This is a genomic window from Pseudomonas sp. O230 (genome assembly GCF_045447035.1).
In the GTDB taxonomy this organism is placed as follows: Bacteria; Pseudomonadota; Gammaproteobacteria; order Pseudomonadales; family Pseudomonadaceae; genus Aquipseudomonas.
In genome coordinates this window covers 305,958-319,746 of record NZ_JBJGXN010000004.1, presented here as the reverse complement: position 1 = coordinate 319,746, position 13,789 = coordinate 305,958, and the positions used below count along the sequence as shown (strand labels likewise).

The window sequence follows — 13,789 nt, the reverse complement described above, 5'->3', positions numbered from 1 at the left end:
GGGCGACACGTAGCCGCAACAATGGATAAAAAGTCATACTAGCCATGTCCTCACGTCATACCTTGGATCCCAATGAAACGATTGCCTCCCCTGCCGGCGCTGCACACTTTTCTGATCACCGCGCAGTGCTGCAACTTCACCCGTGCGGCCGAACAGCTGTTCATCACCCAGGGCGCGGTGAGTCGACAGATCGCCGGGCTGGAAGAACATTTGGGTTATGAGCTGTTCATTCGCCAGGCCCGCGGCCTGGATTTGACCGCTGAAGGACGGGAGTGGCTGCCACGGGTACAGCAGATTTTCGGCCTGATCGACGAGGCGGTCGAACAGATCGGCGAGAAGCGCGAAACCCTGCAACTCAAGGCGCCGACCTGTGTGATGCGCTGGTTGTTACCGCGCCTTTTACAGTGGCAACGGGAGCGTCCGGATGTGCCGGTGGAGTTGACTACGACGGTCAAGCACGGCGTGGATTTTCATCGCGAACAATTCGATGCGGCGGTGATGTATGGCGCGCCGCCGGACAGTGCGTTGACGTCTTATCTGCTGTTCGACGAGCAACTGACCCCGGTGTGTTCACGACCGATGCTGGAAGGGCCACAGGCCTTGCAGACGCCGGCGGATCTGCAACAACACTTGCTGCTGCACCCGACGCGGGATGAGCGCGACTGGAATGCCTGGTTGAAAGCGGCGGACCTTAATTTGAGCAATGTCAGCAAAGGCCAGCATTTTGAAACCCTGGACCTGGCAATGTCGATGGCGTCCCAAGGGACCGGTGTGGCGATTGGCGATTGGTCATTGATTGGCGATGACCTGAGCGCCGGGCGGCTGGTCATGCCGTTTGAATTGAAGGTGAAAACCGGGTTGGCGTATTACCTGGTGTTTCCGGAAAAACCCGGGCCTTCGCCGAAGTTACGTGAGTTGATGGGGTGGTTGGTGGAGCAGGCCCAGAGTCGGTGAAGGCCCAAAAGCATCGCCAGCAAGCCGGCTCCTACCAGGTTCATATTGCCCACCTGTAGGAGCTGGCTTGCCAGCGAAGGTATAAGCCGCGCCATCAATAGCCGACAGTAAACCGCTGACGGGAGTGCTTCGGCGTCTCGACTTCATCCAGCATCGCAATCGCGTAATCAGCAAACGTAATCCAGCTGCGCCCCGCCGCACTCACCAGCAAATCATCCTTGCCGATCCGGAACGACCCCGTGCGCTTACCTTCGACAAACTCTGCCGAGGGCGAGACAAACGTCCAGTCCAGTTGCGGTTCCTGACGCAGGTTCTGCAGAAACAACGCACCGGCACTGGCCTCGGTTTTGTAAGCTTCAGGGAAACCTTTGCTGTCGATAACGCGAGTACCGTCCGGCAGCAACAGCGAGCCCGCACCGCCGACCACCAACAGACGTTTCACTCCGGCCTGTTTCACCGGCCCGATGACGGCGCTGGCAGGAAGGGTCGCGAAGTGTGCGGCGCTGATCACCACGTCATGACCTGCGATTGCCGCTTGCAACGCTTGGGCATCGAGGGCGTCAACGTTCTTGCTGACCACCCCGGCACGCTGGCCGATTTTCGAGGTGTCGCGCGCGATGGCCGTAACGCTATGACCACGACGCAGGGCTTCTTCCAACAGTTGGCTGCCGGCACGGCCGGTGGCACCGATGATTGCGATGTTGCTCATGACGTTCTCCCGTGTGGATCAGTTTGAGTGGGGCAATCGGGTTACCACTTCATCTCGCCCTTGGCGACTTTGGCGCTCAGCTCCAGCGAGCTTTCTTCGCCCAGCTTCGGGTAGCGTTTTTTCATCGCGGCGATCAGCGCGGCAGCGTCTTTGGCCTTGGCGGTTTCTTCGTCGAAGGCCTTGATGTAATCGGCAGTGAACTGCACGGAAGCCAAAGAACGGGCGCTCTCACCGAGGTAGTGACCCGGCACGATGGTGTGCGGTTTCAGGGTTTCGATGGAATGCAGTGTAGCCAGCCAATCAGCGTGGGACTGCGCGGTTTGGGTATCGGCCATCCACACGTGAATGTTTTCTGCGACGACCACGCCACCGACCACTGCCTTGATCGAAGGGATCCACACAAAGGTGCGATCCGGTTGTTGGCCTTCAAGACCTACGACCTGCAACTTCTGCCCTTCGAGCATCAGGCTGTCGCCCTTGAGCACGTCCGGCACGATGGTTTTGGCCGGCACGTCGGCACCCATTTTCGGACCCCAAAACGCCAGTTTGCCGTCCACGGTTTGCTTGATGTGGTCCACGGTCGGCTGCGAGGCCAGCACCTTGGCGTTGGGGAACGCGGCAGTCAGGGTGTCGAGGCCGAAGTAGTAATCCGGGTCACCGTGGCTGATGTAGATGGTGGTCAGTTGCTTGCCGCTGGCGCGGATTTTTGCCACCACTTGCTCGGCCTGGAATTTGCCGAATTGCGCGTCCACCAGAATCGCGTCTTTCTCGCCGCTGACCAGCACCGAGGTCACCGGGAAGATCGCTTTCTCGCCGGGGTTGTAAACATCTAGCGTCAGCGCCGATGCCGACGCGTGAGCCGCGAAACCGAGGGTGGCCGTGGCCAGCAAAATACGCTTGAGCGAGGTGAAACCGATCATCTGATTCTCCGTTGTCCGAGTGCCATGATTGGCGATGGAACAGAGCTTAGTTGCCTGACTCAGTACAAAAAATGCGATGCTGGAACATAGTTTGTTTCTGAAATCGGGCAAATCATGGATCGTCTACAAGCAATGCGCGTATTTGTTACGGTGGTCGACCTCGGCAGCCAGTCGGCCGCCGCCGATCACCTGGACCTGTCGCGGCCAGTGGTTTCGCGGTATCTGGCGGAACTGGAAGACTGGGTCGGCGCGCGTCTGATGCATCGCACCACACGCAAATTGAGCCTGACCGCTGCCGGCAGTGAAATCCTGCCGCGCTGTCGGCAGATGCTCGACCTGTCCACGGACATGCAGGCCGCTGTCAGCGAACCCGACGATGCGCCACGTGGCTTGCTGCGGATCAGCGTCAGCACCTCGTTCGGCCAGGCGCAATTGGCGGAGGCGATGGCCGCCTACGTCAAACGTTACCCCGGCGTCAGCATCGACCTGCAGATGCTCGACCGCACCGTGAACCTGGTGGATGAGCGCATCGATCTGGCGATTCGCACCAGCAATGACCTGGACCCGAACCTCATTGCGCGGCGGCTGACGGTCTGCCGCTCGGTGATCTGCGCTTCTCCCGCTTACCTGCAAGAGCACCCGACGCCAATACGGGTGGAAGACCTGAGCCAGCACAACTGCCTGACCCACTCCTACTTCGGCAAAAGCCTGTGGCATTTCGAACAGGACGGCGAACCGGTCTCGGTACCGGTGCAGGGCAACATCAGCGCCAACGAAGCCAGCACCCTGCTGCGCGCCGCGATGGCCGGTGCCGGGGTGGCGATGCTGCCGAGTTATCAGGCGGGTGTGCATATCCACAGCGGCGAACTGATCCGCCTGCTGCCCCAGGCCGAACCGCGCCAGATGAATATCTACGCGGTGTATGCCTCACGCAAACACATGCCGGCGGCCCTGCGCAGCGTGCTGGATTTCCTGGTGCTGCGGTTTCCGGAAGAACCGGCGTGGGATATCGGCTTGTAACCGCCCTTGTAGGAGCCGGCTTGCCGGCGATAGCGATCTATCAGTCACATCATTGTTGACAGGAAGGCCGTCATCGCGGGCAAGCCCGCTCCCACAGGGAACATCAGTGTTCTGAATGTCGGCCTACATGCGCACAACGCGTGACTGGCAACTCACCGACGCTGACCTATGCTGAAAGGAGTACCGAAGGGTATTCGTTCAGAGGTCAACGCCATGAACACGAAAACAAGAAGATACCTCGCTATTTTCATCACCTGCGCGGCGACGCTGGCGCTGTACGGCACTGCGGCCTGGCGCGTTGAGCAGTTGCGCAACCTGCCCCGTGAGTACGCGAGCTGTAACTTCGAGCGCTGTATCCCCCACAACGCGACCCTCAACGCCCTCCGGTGACGCAGGGGCTCAGGCCTCGTTGTCCTGATCGGCCTTCAAGCGGTCGCGGAATGCCTTGGGCGAGATCCCCACACGCCGTCGGAACAGGCGCGTGAAGTTGGTCGGATCGGAAAACCCCAACACATCGGACATTTCGTAAATGGTCATGCTGGTGTAGGTCAGCAAGCGCTTGGCTTCCAGCAATTGCCGCTCGTGCATGATCTGCAACGCCGGTTGTCCCGCCAGTTCACGGCACGTGCCGTTGAGGTGCGATACCGAAATCCCCAGCCGATGCGCCAGGTCTTCGACCTTGACGTGCTGGCGATAGGTCTCTTCCACCAGTTGAATAAACCCGTTGAGGTATTCCCGCGCGCGCTGCGGACGCTGAGTCGCCGAGCGTCGCTGCAGCGCCTGACGGCTGACCCACACCATGATCACGCTGACCAGCGAATGCATAAGCATTTCCCGGGCCGGTTGATGACCGGTGTATTCGGTTTGCAGCGCAGAAAACAGGCTGTTGAGGTAATCGCTGTCGTTGCTGGCCGGATAACTTTCGGCCTGGGCCAGGGCATTCACCGAGTTGCCCAGTTGCGCCTGAAGATGGGCGACCAGTGGCGCGGCGAGCGTCACGACAAACCCTTCGACATCTTCGGAAAAACGATAACCGTGCACCGATAACGGCGGCAGAACCAGGATTGCCGGCTCGTTCAGCTGCGTGCGCGTGCCTTCGATTTCAAGCTCTGCCTGACCTTTGAACACGAAGAGCAACTGGCATAAATCGGCGTGGCGATGGGGTTTGATTTCCCATTGATGCTCGCGGCTGCGTTTGGAAATGGTTTCGCAGTGCAGCAAGTCCGGGGTCGGCCAGTCCAGGCTTTCACCGTAGAGCTTGAACACCGGTATCGAAGGCAGGGCAGGCTTGTTCATAACTTCAATCCAGGCCTCGGGAGGTGGCGGGCGATAATCGCACCGATTGGCAGAATGTTCAGCTATCGGCTCAGTTTTCACCTTCAATTGACAGACCCGCAAGTGAAAAATGCAAGCACTCGATCCATAAAAATCATTCACCGACGCAGGTCGTGTGGAGCTTGCGAGTCATAAAAACAATGAAAACGCTGAAAACCCAAATCGCCATCATTGGCGCCGGCCCCTCTGGTTTGCTGCTCGGCCAATTGCTGCACAACGCCGGTATCGACACCCTCATCCTCGAACGCCAGACCCCGGACTATGTGCTCGGGCGAATTCGCGCCGGTGTCCTCGAACAAGGCATGGTAGAGCTGCTGCGTCAGGCCGGCGTCGGCCGCCGCATGGATGCCGAAGGGCTGGTTCACGGCGGTTTCGAACTGGCCCTCGACGGGCGCCGGGTGCACATCGATCTGCACGCCCTGACCGGGGGCAAAAACGTGATGATCTACGGGCAAACCGAGGTCACTCGCGACCTGATGGCCGCTCGTCGGGAGGCCGGCGCGCAGACGATCTACGAAGCCAGCAATGTCGTACCTCACGGCATGAAAACCGATGAAGCGTTCGTGACGTTCGAAAAGGACGGCGAAACGTATCGGCTCGATTGCGATTACATAGCCGGTTGCGACGGTTTCCATGGTGTGGCGCGGCAATCGATTCCCGCTGAAAACCAGAAGGTGTTCGAACGGGTTTATCCATTCGGCTGGCTCGGCATTCTCGCCGACACGCCACCGGTCCACGATGAGTTGGTCTACGCCCGTCACGAACGCGGGTTTGCCCTGTGCAGCATGCGCTCGGCGACGCGCACCCGATATTACCTTCAGGTTCCTGCTGACGAACACGTCGAGAACTGGTCCGATCAGCGTTTCTGGGATGAGCTCAAATCCCGGCTGCCTGCTGCGTTGGCCGAGTCCTTGGTGACCGGGCCGTCCATCGAAAAAAGCATCGCGCCGTTGCGCAGTTTCGTGGTCGAACCGATGCAATACGGGCGGATGTTTCTGGTCGGCGACGCCGCGCACATCGTCCCGCCGACCGGTGCCAAAGGCCTGAACCTGGCGGCCAGTGACGTCAGTACGTTGTTCAATATCCTGCTGAAGGTTTACCGCGAGGGCCGCGTCGACTTGCTGGCGAAATACTCCGAGGTCTGCCTGCGCCGGGTCTGGAAAGCCGAGCGGTTTTCCTGGTGGATGACCTCGATGTTGCACCGCTTTGACGATCACGACGAGTTCAGCCAGCGCATCAGTGAGTCGGAACTGGACTACTTCGTCAGCTCTGAGGCGGGTCGAAAAACCATTGCAGAAAATTATGTCGGGCTTCCTTACGAGGCTATCGAATAGCCTGCTACCGACTTACACTGGCGAGCATCCCCGCTCGCCATTACCTCTTGCGGGACTTTCACTGCCCGCAGGTTCCAACGTGACCAATCTCAACCAGCCTGACACGCCTAAACCGGCCATCCGCAGCGTGCTGATCGCCCTGATGCTGGCGATTTTTCTCGGCGCGCTGGACCAGACTATTGTCGCCGTATCGATGCCAGCCATTTCCGCGCAGTTCAAGGACGTCAGCCTGCTGGCCTGGGTGATTTCCGGCTACATGGTGGCGATGACCGTGGCGGTGCCGATCTACGGCAAACTCGGCGACCTGTACGGTCGGCGCACGTTGATGCTGTTTGGCATGGGCTTGTTCACGATTGCATCGCTTTTCTGCGGCATGGCCCAGAGCATGGAGCAATTGGTGCTGGCGCGGATTCTTCAGGGCATTGGCGCCGGTGGGATGATTTCGGTCAGCCAGGCGATCATCGGCGACATCGTGCCGCCCCGCGAACGCGGTCGCTATCAAGGTTATTTCAGCAGCATGTACGCGGTGGCCAGCGTGGCCGGGCCGGTGCTCGGCGGTTACATGACCGAATACCTGTCGTGGCGCTGGGTGTTCCTGATCAATCTGCCGCTGGGTCTGGGCGCGTGGCTGGTGGCCCGCCACACCTTGGTCGGACTCCCGATACCGCAGCGCAAGCCGATCATCGATTACCTCGGCACCGTGTTGATGATCATCGGTTTGACGGCTTTGTTGCTCGGCATTACTCAGGTCGGCCAGGGTCATTCTTGGCGCAGCGCCGAGGTGTTGGGGTTGCTGGGTTGTGCGGTAGTAGTCCTGGCGTTGTTCGTCTGGCATGAGCGCCGTGCGCGGGAGCCTTTGCTGCCGATGCACCTGTTCGCCAACCGCAATGCGATCCTGTGCTGGTGCACGATTTTTTTCACCAGTTTCCAGGCGATTTCGCTGATTGTGCTGATGCCGTTGCGCTTCCAGAGCGTGACCGGCGCCAGGGCCGACAGTGCCGCGCTGCACCTGTTGCCACTGGCCATGGGTTTGCCGATCGGCGCGTATTTCGCCGGGCGCCGAACCTCGGTGACCGGACGCTACAAACCGATGATCCTCACGGGCGCCATTCTCATGCCGATCTCGATTCTCGGCATGGCGTTCAGTCCGCCACAGGCTGTGGTACTCAGCAGTCTGTTCATGGTGCTCAGCGGGATCGCCTCCGGTATGCAGTTCCCGACGTCATTGGTCGGGACGCAGAACTCGGTGGAACAACAGGACATCGGCGTGGCGACCAGCACCACCAACCTGTTCCGCTCCCTGGGCGGCGCGGTGGGCGTGGCGTTGATGTCGGCGTTGTTGCTGGCGTTCCTGCAGGACTCGAGTTTCGCCCACCTCGCTGGCTCGACGCTGATTGCCGAGGGCAGTTCGGGGAACGTCTTGCTGGACGGTCTGAACGCCGCGCCGGGGGATGCGCAGAACGCCTTGCGTGCCGAGTTGCTGCTGACCTTCCGGCATTTGCTGATGGTCAGTGCAGCGGTGTCGTTGCTCGGGTTGGCGGCGGCGATTGCCATGCCGAACCGGGTGTTGCGTGGGCGCGAAGACAAGGCTCGATAGATACACCGAGTCGCGGCCATCGCCGGCAAGCCAGCGCCTACAGGGAGCGCGCGCTGGCTTGCCGGCGATGACGTCATCCCATGCACCCCATCATCAAGGGCTGTAATACCCGACCGCCACCAGAAAATGCCCGACTTTCTTCAGGTACGCATGCTTGTCCTCGACCTTGCCGGTCACCGGGTTTTTCCACCGATAGGCGTATTCGCCGTAATCCTGCTTGCCAATCAACGCGAGGATCGGCTCGCCAACCGGTTTGCCTTCAGGGTCCTTGATCTTGCCGAAATCGGTATTGATCAGCCGCAGGTTGGTACCGTGGGCGACATAGCGCTGGGTGTCCAGATCGACGACAAACACATACAGGTCATCCTGCAAATAACCGCCCTTGAGCGAGTTGATCGCCGTGAGCGTGCCCTTCTCGTCCTTGGCCAGGTCGGTTGCCGCTTTGTTCAGTAACGCCATCGCCTGCTCCGCCGAGGCCCGTGGCAAGTAGTAACCCACCGCCAGAATCCGCTGGCCGACCCGTTGATAGAACACATGCTTGCGTTCGACCTTGCCATCGGACCAGTTCTGCCAGCGATACTCCGCCTGCTGAATGCCATTGCCCTCGGGCACTTTCAATGCGTCCTTGAAGGCTTTCTGCAAATCCGGCCCGAGCACATCCGACACCTCTCGCCCGATCAACGCCGAAGAAGGCCCACCGCTGGCGAGCATCACGCCTTTGGTATCGAGCACGAATACGTAGCGGTCCTTGTCGACAAACTCGCCCTGACGACTGAAGGCCGCAAACGCCTTGTCGCCATTGTCGTGGTAATAAGCCAGAGCTTTTTCCAGCAAGGCCTTGGCGGCCTGGCTGTCATCCTTCTCGGCCCCGGCGGCTTGCGCCTGCCCCAGGCACAGCAACAACATCCCGCCCAGGAGGGCCAACCTGTGCAAAAACCCCATTGCGCATCCCTCGTTCTCTTCGGTGTTTGAAGAGCGTAGACGGCAATGGGGCATGTATGGATATTCAGCGAACCGCAGTCTGCAAAATGGTATTGCAGCGAATTACCGCGCCTTCATCCTCAAGGCTTGGCCCGCAACTGCTGCTGCAAATTCTGGATCTGCGCCTGCAGGGTGTTGATATTGCGGGTGACAGAAGCGCGGAAAGCGTCGAACTCGGCGGTGTTGGACGAGGCAGGCCCGGCGGCCGGGCGGTTGTCCTGTTCGCTTTTGAGCACGATGATGTCTTGTTCCAGTCGTTCGATGGCGGCGCTCGGGTTGCCTTGTTTTTTCAACGCAACGATGTCGGCGCCGAGGCTTTTCAGCTGCGCGTCGAATTTGTCAGTGTCCGCCGGGGCGCTTTTCAGGGCGGCCAGTTCGCTGCCCAGGGCTTTGACCTGGGCCTGCAATTGCGTGTTGGCGGTCTGGTGCTCGGTGTTCTGGGCGGTGGCTTGCGCCAGGCGCTTGTCCAGATCGGTGGTTTGCGCGGTCATTTGCGCCAGGCGCTTGTCCAGGTCCGAGGTCTGGCCGACAACGCCTTGCTGCTGCTTGCTCTGGTCCTGGAGTTTGCTTTCCAGCTGCTTGATTTGCAGTTTCAGCGCTTCGCTGTCGCTGGTGACGTTGGTCTGGCTGGCGACCACCTTGCCGGAAATGTCCTGCAAGCGCCCCGCTGCATCCTCACTGATACGCGCGAAACTTTCCTGGGTCGCCACCAGTTGCTGTTCCATCAGCGAAATCTGCTGAAAGCTCCACCAGGCAAGGCCCGCGAACGCAAAGAACAAGGCGCCGACCAGAGCCCACAACGGACCGGTGCTGGCAGCCCTGACCTTGACCACCGGCGGCGTACGCGAATGCACGGCGGTGCGGGCGGTGGGCACAAAATCATCGTCGTCGAGGCTGTCGGCACGCAGGCTCGGTACATCGTCGAAGTCGTCGTTGGCATCGTTACGCATGGACATTGAGTCAACCTTTGTGGAACGCGGTGATGGCTTGATGCGGCGAAGTATAAACCCGTCAGCCGCATCGATTGACCCTGAACCCTACTCTGCGTTCAGTAACGGGATTTGTCAGTGAATGTCCTGAGCCTTCCACCAGCCGCAGAACTCGTCGAGGGCCGTCCACAGACTGACCTTCGGATCGTAATCCAGATAATGCCGCGCGCGACTGATGTCCAGGGTGAAATTTTTGTTCATGACCTGCATGCCCAGGCGCGACAGGGTCGGCTCGGGGCGACCCGGCCACAGCTTGCACGCGCCCTCGTTGAGCGCCGCCACCGCATAGGCCAAGCCGTAGGAACGGTAGCGGGTGACCTGTGGGACGTCCATTTTACGCATGACGTAATTGACCACATCCCACAACGGAATCGGCGTGCCGTTGCTGATGTTGTAGGCCTTGCCCAAGGCCGAACCACTGGCCAACAAGCTGCTGAGCAAGGCTTCGTTGAGGTTTTGCACGCTGGTGAAATCGACCTTGTTCAAACCGTTTCCGATGATTGCCAGGCGACCTTTGCGTTGCATTTTCAGCAGTCGCGGGAAGATGCTCATGTCGCCGGCACCGGTCACGAAACGCGGGCGCAAGGCCAGGGTTTCGAGGCCGAACTCCTGGGCGCCGAAGACCTTTTGCTCGGCGAGGAATTTGGTCGCGGCGTAGGGATGTTTGAAGCGTTTGGGCACCTGCTCTTCGGTCAATCCGAGGTGATCGCGGCCGTCGAAGTAGATCGACGGCGAGGACAAATGCACCAGTCGGCGTACCCGTTGCTTGAGGCAGGCTTCGACCACATTTTCGGTGACCTGCACGTTGCCCTGATGAAAGTCCTGATAGCGTCCCCACACGCCGACAGCCCCGGCGCAATGCACCACGGCTTCGACGTCGGAACACAGGTCGCGTGCCAGTTGCGGGTCGCTCAAGTCGCCCGCAATGAACTCGGCGCCACGGCGCACCAGGTGTTCGACGCTTTCGGCCCGGCGACCGTTGACCCGTACATCAAGGCCCTGCTCCAGGGCGAAACGCGCAAAGCGTCCGCCGATGAAGCCGCTTGCGCCGGTGACCAGAATCTTCATGTAGTGCTCCGAATATTTCGTTTTGCGTAGTGCGTGAGGTCTTGACGCTGCCGCTCAGGTCAACGGCACCAGCCATTGCCTTGACGAGCGCACCAATTGATCAGTCAGCAACCCCAGCAACTGACCGCCATTGCGCCAATGATGCCAGTACAGCGGCACATCGATGGGCTTATCTGGCAAAAGCTCCACCAGAACGCCGCGCTCAAGTTGCTCGCGCACCTGCAATTCCGGCACCAGTCCCCAGCCAAGACCGGCCTCCGTCAGGCGAATGAAGCCTTCGGATGATGGGCACAAATGGTGTTCGAAACCGCCGTCTACGCCGAGGGATGCGAGGTAGCGATGCTGTAGGAAATCGTCCGGCCCAAACACCAGCGCCGGTGTTTTCGACAACTGTTCGGCGCGAACGCCTTGCGGAAAATGCCGGGCGATGAACGCCGGGCTGGCCAGTGCGCGATATCGCATGGCCCCCAACAGGACGCTGCGCGCCCCGGCCACCGGACGTTCACTGGCACAGACACATGCCGCCACTTCACCTGCACGCATGCGTTTAAGGCCGACGGTCTGGTCTTCGACCACCAGATCCAGCAGTAAATGTTGCTCGGCGCAAAAGTCACCGACCGCCTCGGCCCACCACGTGGCGAGGCTGTCGGCGTTCAGGGCGATACGCAGACGTTCCGGCAGGCCTTCTTCATCCAGCGCCGGGACCAGCGTCTGCAGATCGCGCTCCAGCAAGCGAACTTGCTGCACATGGTTGAGCAAGCGCCGACCGATTTCCGTCGGCGCGGGCGGCGTAACCCGCACCAGCACCGGTTGGCCGACCCGCGCTTCCAGCAATTTGATGCGCTGCGAGATCGCCGATTGCGACAACCCGAGCACCTGCGCGGCACGTTCGAAACCGGCCTGCTCAACCACCGCAGCCAAGGCAGACAGCAATTTATAGTCGAACATCAGTTTTCCTAATGAGCGATCAGCATGATTGGTTTTTCTTATACAGGTTAGCAGCAGAGAATGCCCGGCAAGAACTCTTGAACAAGGATGACCGACATGGCTGGCGAAACTTCATTGGCCACATTGCTACGCAGCATGAGCCCGCAACTCAACGCAGGCGAATACGTGTTCTGCACCCTGCGTGACGGTCAGTTGCCATCGGGCCTCGAAATTGTTGGCAGCTTTCGCGAGCAGGAAGGTCTGACGGTGATTCTGCAACGTTCCCACGCAGAACAGGCCGGTTTCAGCTTCGACTACGTTGCAGCCTGGATCACCCTCAACGTGCATTCGGCCCTGGAGGCCGTGGGGCTGACCGCCGCATTCGCCAGCGCATTGGGTCAGGCCGGGATCAGCTGCAACGTGATCGCCGGTTACTACCACGATCATTTATTTGTCGGCCAGGCCGATGCCGAACACGCCCTGCAAGTGCTGCGGGATCTGGCAGCCAACGCGGAGTAAAACTTATGTGGCAAAGCTATGTGAACGGCCTGTTGGTGGCCGCGGGGCTGATCATGGCGATCGGTACTCAGAATGCGTTTGTACTGGCCCAGAGCCTGCGACGTGAACATCACCTGCCGGTGGCGGCGCTCTGCGTGACCTGCGATGCGTTGCTGGTGGCGGCCGGCGTATTCGGTCTGGCGACCGTGCTGGCGCAAAACCCGACATTACTGGCCATCGCTCGCTGGGGTGGTGCGGCGTTCCTGCTGTGGTACGGCAGCCTCGCACTGCGTCGGGCCTGCTCAAAGCAAAGTCTGCAACAGGGCGAAACCCAGACGGTACGTTCGCTGCGCGCGGTGATGCTCAGCGCCCTGGCGGTGACCTTGCTCAACCCGCACGTTTATCTGGATACCGTGTTGCTGATTGGCTCTCTCGGTGCGCAACAAACCGAGCCTGGGGCTTATGTGGTCGGAGCGGCCAGTGCGTCGTTGCTGTGGTTTTTCACCCTGGCGCTCGGCGCCGCATGGCTGGCGCCGTGGCTGGCCCGGCCAGGTACCTGGCGAATCCTTGATTTGTTGGTGGCCGTCATGATGTTCACCGTAGCCGGCCAACTGATCATCGCTTCCTGATATTCCAAAAGGCTCTGGAACCTCTATTCCACACAGTTGTTGCGTGGTTATGCCGCACCCCCGGTGCTATGATCCGGTTCGATGCGCCGCAAAGAGTACAAACTCCCCGGCGCTTGTATGGCCGCCCGTGATCGGCCTTGCGCTCACCGCAACTGACCTGATTAGGAGAATCATCATGGCTTTCGAATTGCCGCCGCTGCCTTACGCACACGATGCCCTGCAGCCGCACATTTCCAAGGAAACTCTGGAATACCACCACGACAAGCACCACAACACCTACGTCGTGAACCTGAACAACCTGGTGCCAGGCACCGAGTTCGAAGGCAAGACTCTGGAAGAAATCGTCAAGTCTTCCTCGGGCGGTATCTTCAACAACGCCGCTCAAGTCTGGAACCACACTTTCTACTGGAACTGCCTGGCGCCAAACGCCGGCGGTCAACCAACCGGCGCACTGGCTGAAGCCATCAATGCTTCCTTCGGTTCGTTCGACAAGTTCAAGGAAGAGTTCAGCAAGACTTCCATCGGCACCTTCGGTTCCGGTTGGGGCTGGCTGGTGAAAAAGGCTGACGGTTCCCTGGCCCTGGCCAGCACCATCGGCGCCGGCAACCCGCTGACCAACGGCGATACCCCGCTGCTGACCTGCGACGTCTGGGAACACGCTTACTACATCGACTACCGCAACGTTCGTCCGAAATACGTCGAAGCGTTCTGGAACCTGGTCAACTGGAAATTCGTGGCTGAGCAGTTCGAAGGCAAAACCTTCACCGCTTAAGCTCGACGCCAGTCAAAAAACCCGGCTTTTGCCGGGTTTTTTTATAGGTTCGAAAA

Annotated in this window: 15 protein-coding genes; 8 read left to right on the top strand and 7 right to left on the bottom strand. The window is 59.9% G+C overall.

What is annotated here, in order from left to right; translation table 11 throughout:
* Positions 1-72 precede the first annotated feature (72 nt).
* Entirely contained in the window at positions 73-954 is an 882-nt protein-coding gene (locus ACI77H_RS10370; protein WP_407011814.1) for a LysR substrate-binding domain-containing protein, read from the top strand.
* 94 nt (positions 955-1,048) lie between these two features.
* Here ACI77H_RS10370 and ACI77H_RS10365 read toward each other — a convergent pair whose 3' ends face one another.
* Together ACI77H_RS10365 and ACI77H_RS10360 are read right to left on the bottom strand one after the other, a co-directional pair.
* The gene (locus ACI77H_RS10365; RefSeq protein WP_407011813.1) at positions 1,049-1,663 is read right to left on the bottom strand and encodes an NAD(P)-dependent oxidoreductase; all 615 of its coding nucleotides are present in this window, start codon (positions 1,661-1,663) and stop codon (positions 1,049-1,051) included.
* Positions 1,664-1,704: 41 nt separating this feature from the next.
* Complete coding sequence (locus ACI77H_RS10360) at positions 1,705-2,583, bottom strand: MBL fold metallo-hydrolase (RefSeq protein ID WP_407011812.1); 879 nt, start codon at positions 2,581-2,583, stop codon at positions 1,705-1,707.
* Between the two features lie 114 nt (positions 2,584-2,697).
* Here ACI77H_RS10360 and ACI77H_RS10355 point away from each other — a divergent pair, with 114 nt between their 5' ends.
* On the top strand, positions 2,698-3,603 hold the full coding sequence (locus tag ACI77H_RS10355) for a LysR family transcriptional regulator (protein ID WP_407011811.1): 906 nt from the start codon (positions 2,698-2,700) through the stop codon (positions 3,601-3,603).
* A 213-nt stretch (positions 3,604-3,816) separates the two neighbouring features.
* Entirely contained in the window at positions 3,817-3,993 is a 177-nt protein-coding gene (locus tag ACI77H_RS10350; RefSeq protein ID WP_191623667.1) for a hypothetical protein, read from the top strand.
* Between the two features lie 9 nt (positions 3,994-4,002).
* Here ACI77H_RS10350 and ACI77H_RS10345 read toward each other — a convergent pair whose 3' ends face one another.
* Positions 4,003-4,899 (bottom strand): helix-turn-helix domain-containing protein, encoded by an 897-nt coding sequence (locus ACI77H_RS10345; RefSeq protein ID WP_407011810.1) that lies wholly within the window; start codon positions 4,897-4,899, stop codon positions 4,003-4,005.
* Positions 4,900-5,078: 179 nt separating this feature from the next.
* Between ACI77H_RS10345 and pobA the strand changes: the two genes are divergently transcribed.
* Both pobA and ACI77H_RS10335 read left to right on the top strand, forming a co-directional pair.
* Positions 5,079-6,272 carry a 4-hydroxybenzoate 3-monooxygenase gene (gene pobA, locus ACI77H_RS10340; protein WP_407011809.1) on the top strand — a complete coding sequence of 398 codons (1,194 nt, stop codon included), beginning with the start codon at positions 5,079-5,081 and terminating at the stop codon, positions 6,270-6,272.
* Between the two features lie 79 nt (positions 6,273-6,351).
* A complete protein-coding gene (locus tag ACI77H_RS10335) occupies positions 6,352-7,869 on the top strand; it encodes an MDR family MFS transporter (protein ID WP_407011808.1) in 1,518 nt (505 codons plus the stop codon).
* Between the two features lie 93 nt (positions 7,870-7,962).
* Here ACI77H_RS10335 and ACI77H_RS10330 read toward each other — a convergent pair whose 3' ends face one another.
* The 4 genes from ACI77H_RS10330 to ACI77H_RS10315 all read right to left on the bottom strand — a co-directional run bounded on the left by ACI77H_RS10330 (position 7,963) and on the right by ACI77H_RS10315 (position 11,855).
* Entirely contained in the window at positions 7,963-8,811 is an 849-nt protein-coding gene (locus ACI77H_RS10330; protein WP_407011807.1) for a cache domain-containing protein, read from the bottom strand.
* A gap of 119 nt (positions 8,812-8,930) precedes the next feature.
* Positions 8,931-9,806, bottom strand: coding sequence for an ATPase (locus ACI77H_RS10325; RefSeq protein WP_407011806.1), 876 nt, complete (start codon positions 9,804-9,806; stop codon positions 8,931-8,933).
* 108 nt (positions 9,807-9,914) lie between these two features.
* Positions 9,915-10,907, bottom strand: a complete 993-nt coding sequence (locus tag ACI77H_RS10320; RefSeq protein WP_407011805.1) for an NAD-dependent epimerase/dehydratase family protein — start codon at positions 10,905-10,907, stop codon at positions 9,915-9,917.
* 54 nt (positions 10,908-10,961) lie between these two features.
* On the bottom strand, positions 10,962-11,855 hold the full coding sequence (locus ACI77H_RS10315; protein ID WP_407011804.1) for a LysR family transcriptional regulator ArgP: 894 nt from the start codon (positions 11,853-11,855) through the stop codon (positions 10,962-10,964).
* Positions 11,856-11,951: 96 nt separating this feature from the next.
* Between ACI77H_RS10315 and ACI77H_RS10310 the strand changes: the two genes are divergently transcribed.
* The 3 genes from ACI77H_RS10310 (at position 11,952) to ACI77H_RS10300 (ending at position 13,733) form a co-directional block, all read left to right on the top strand.
* Positions 11,952-12,353 carry an ACT domain-containing protein gene (locus tag ACI77H_RS10310; RefSeq protein WP_407011803.1) on the top strand — a complete coding sequence of 134 codons (402 nt, stop codon included), beginning with the start codon at positions 11,952-11,954 and terminating at the stop codon, positions 12,351-12,353.
* Positions 12,354-12,358: 5 nt separating this feature from the next.
* Positions 12,359-12,961, top strand: a complete 603-nt coding sequence (locus tag ACI77H_RS10305) for a LysE/ArgO family amino acid transporter (RefSeq protein WP_407011802.1) — start codon at positions 12,359-12,361, stop codon at positions 12,959-12,961.
* A 175-nt stretch (positions 12,962-13,136) separates the two neighbouring features.
* Entirely contained in the window at positions 13,137-13,733 is a 597-nt protein-coding gene (locus ACI77H_RS10300; RefSeq protein WP_008034365.1) for a superoxide dismutase, read from the top strand.
* Positions 13,734-13,789 lie beyond the last annotated feature (56 nt).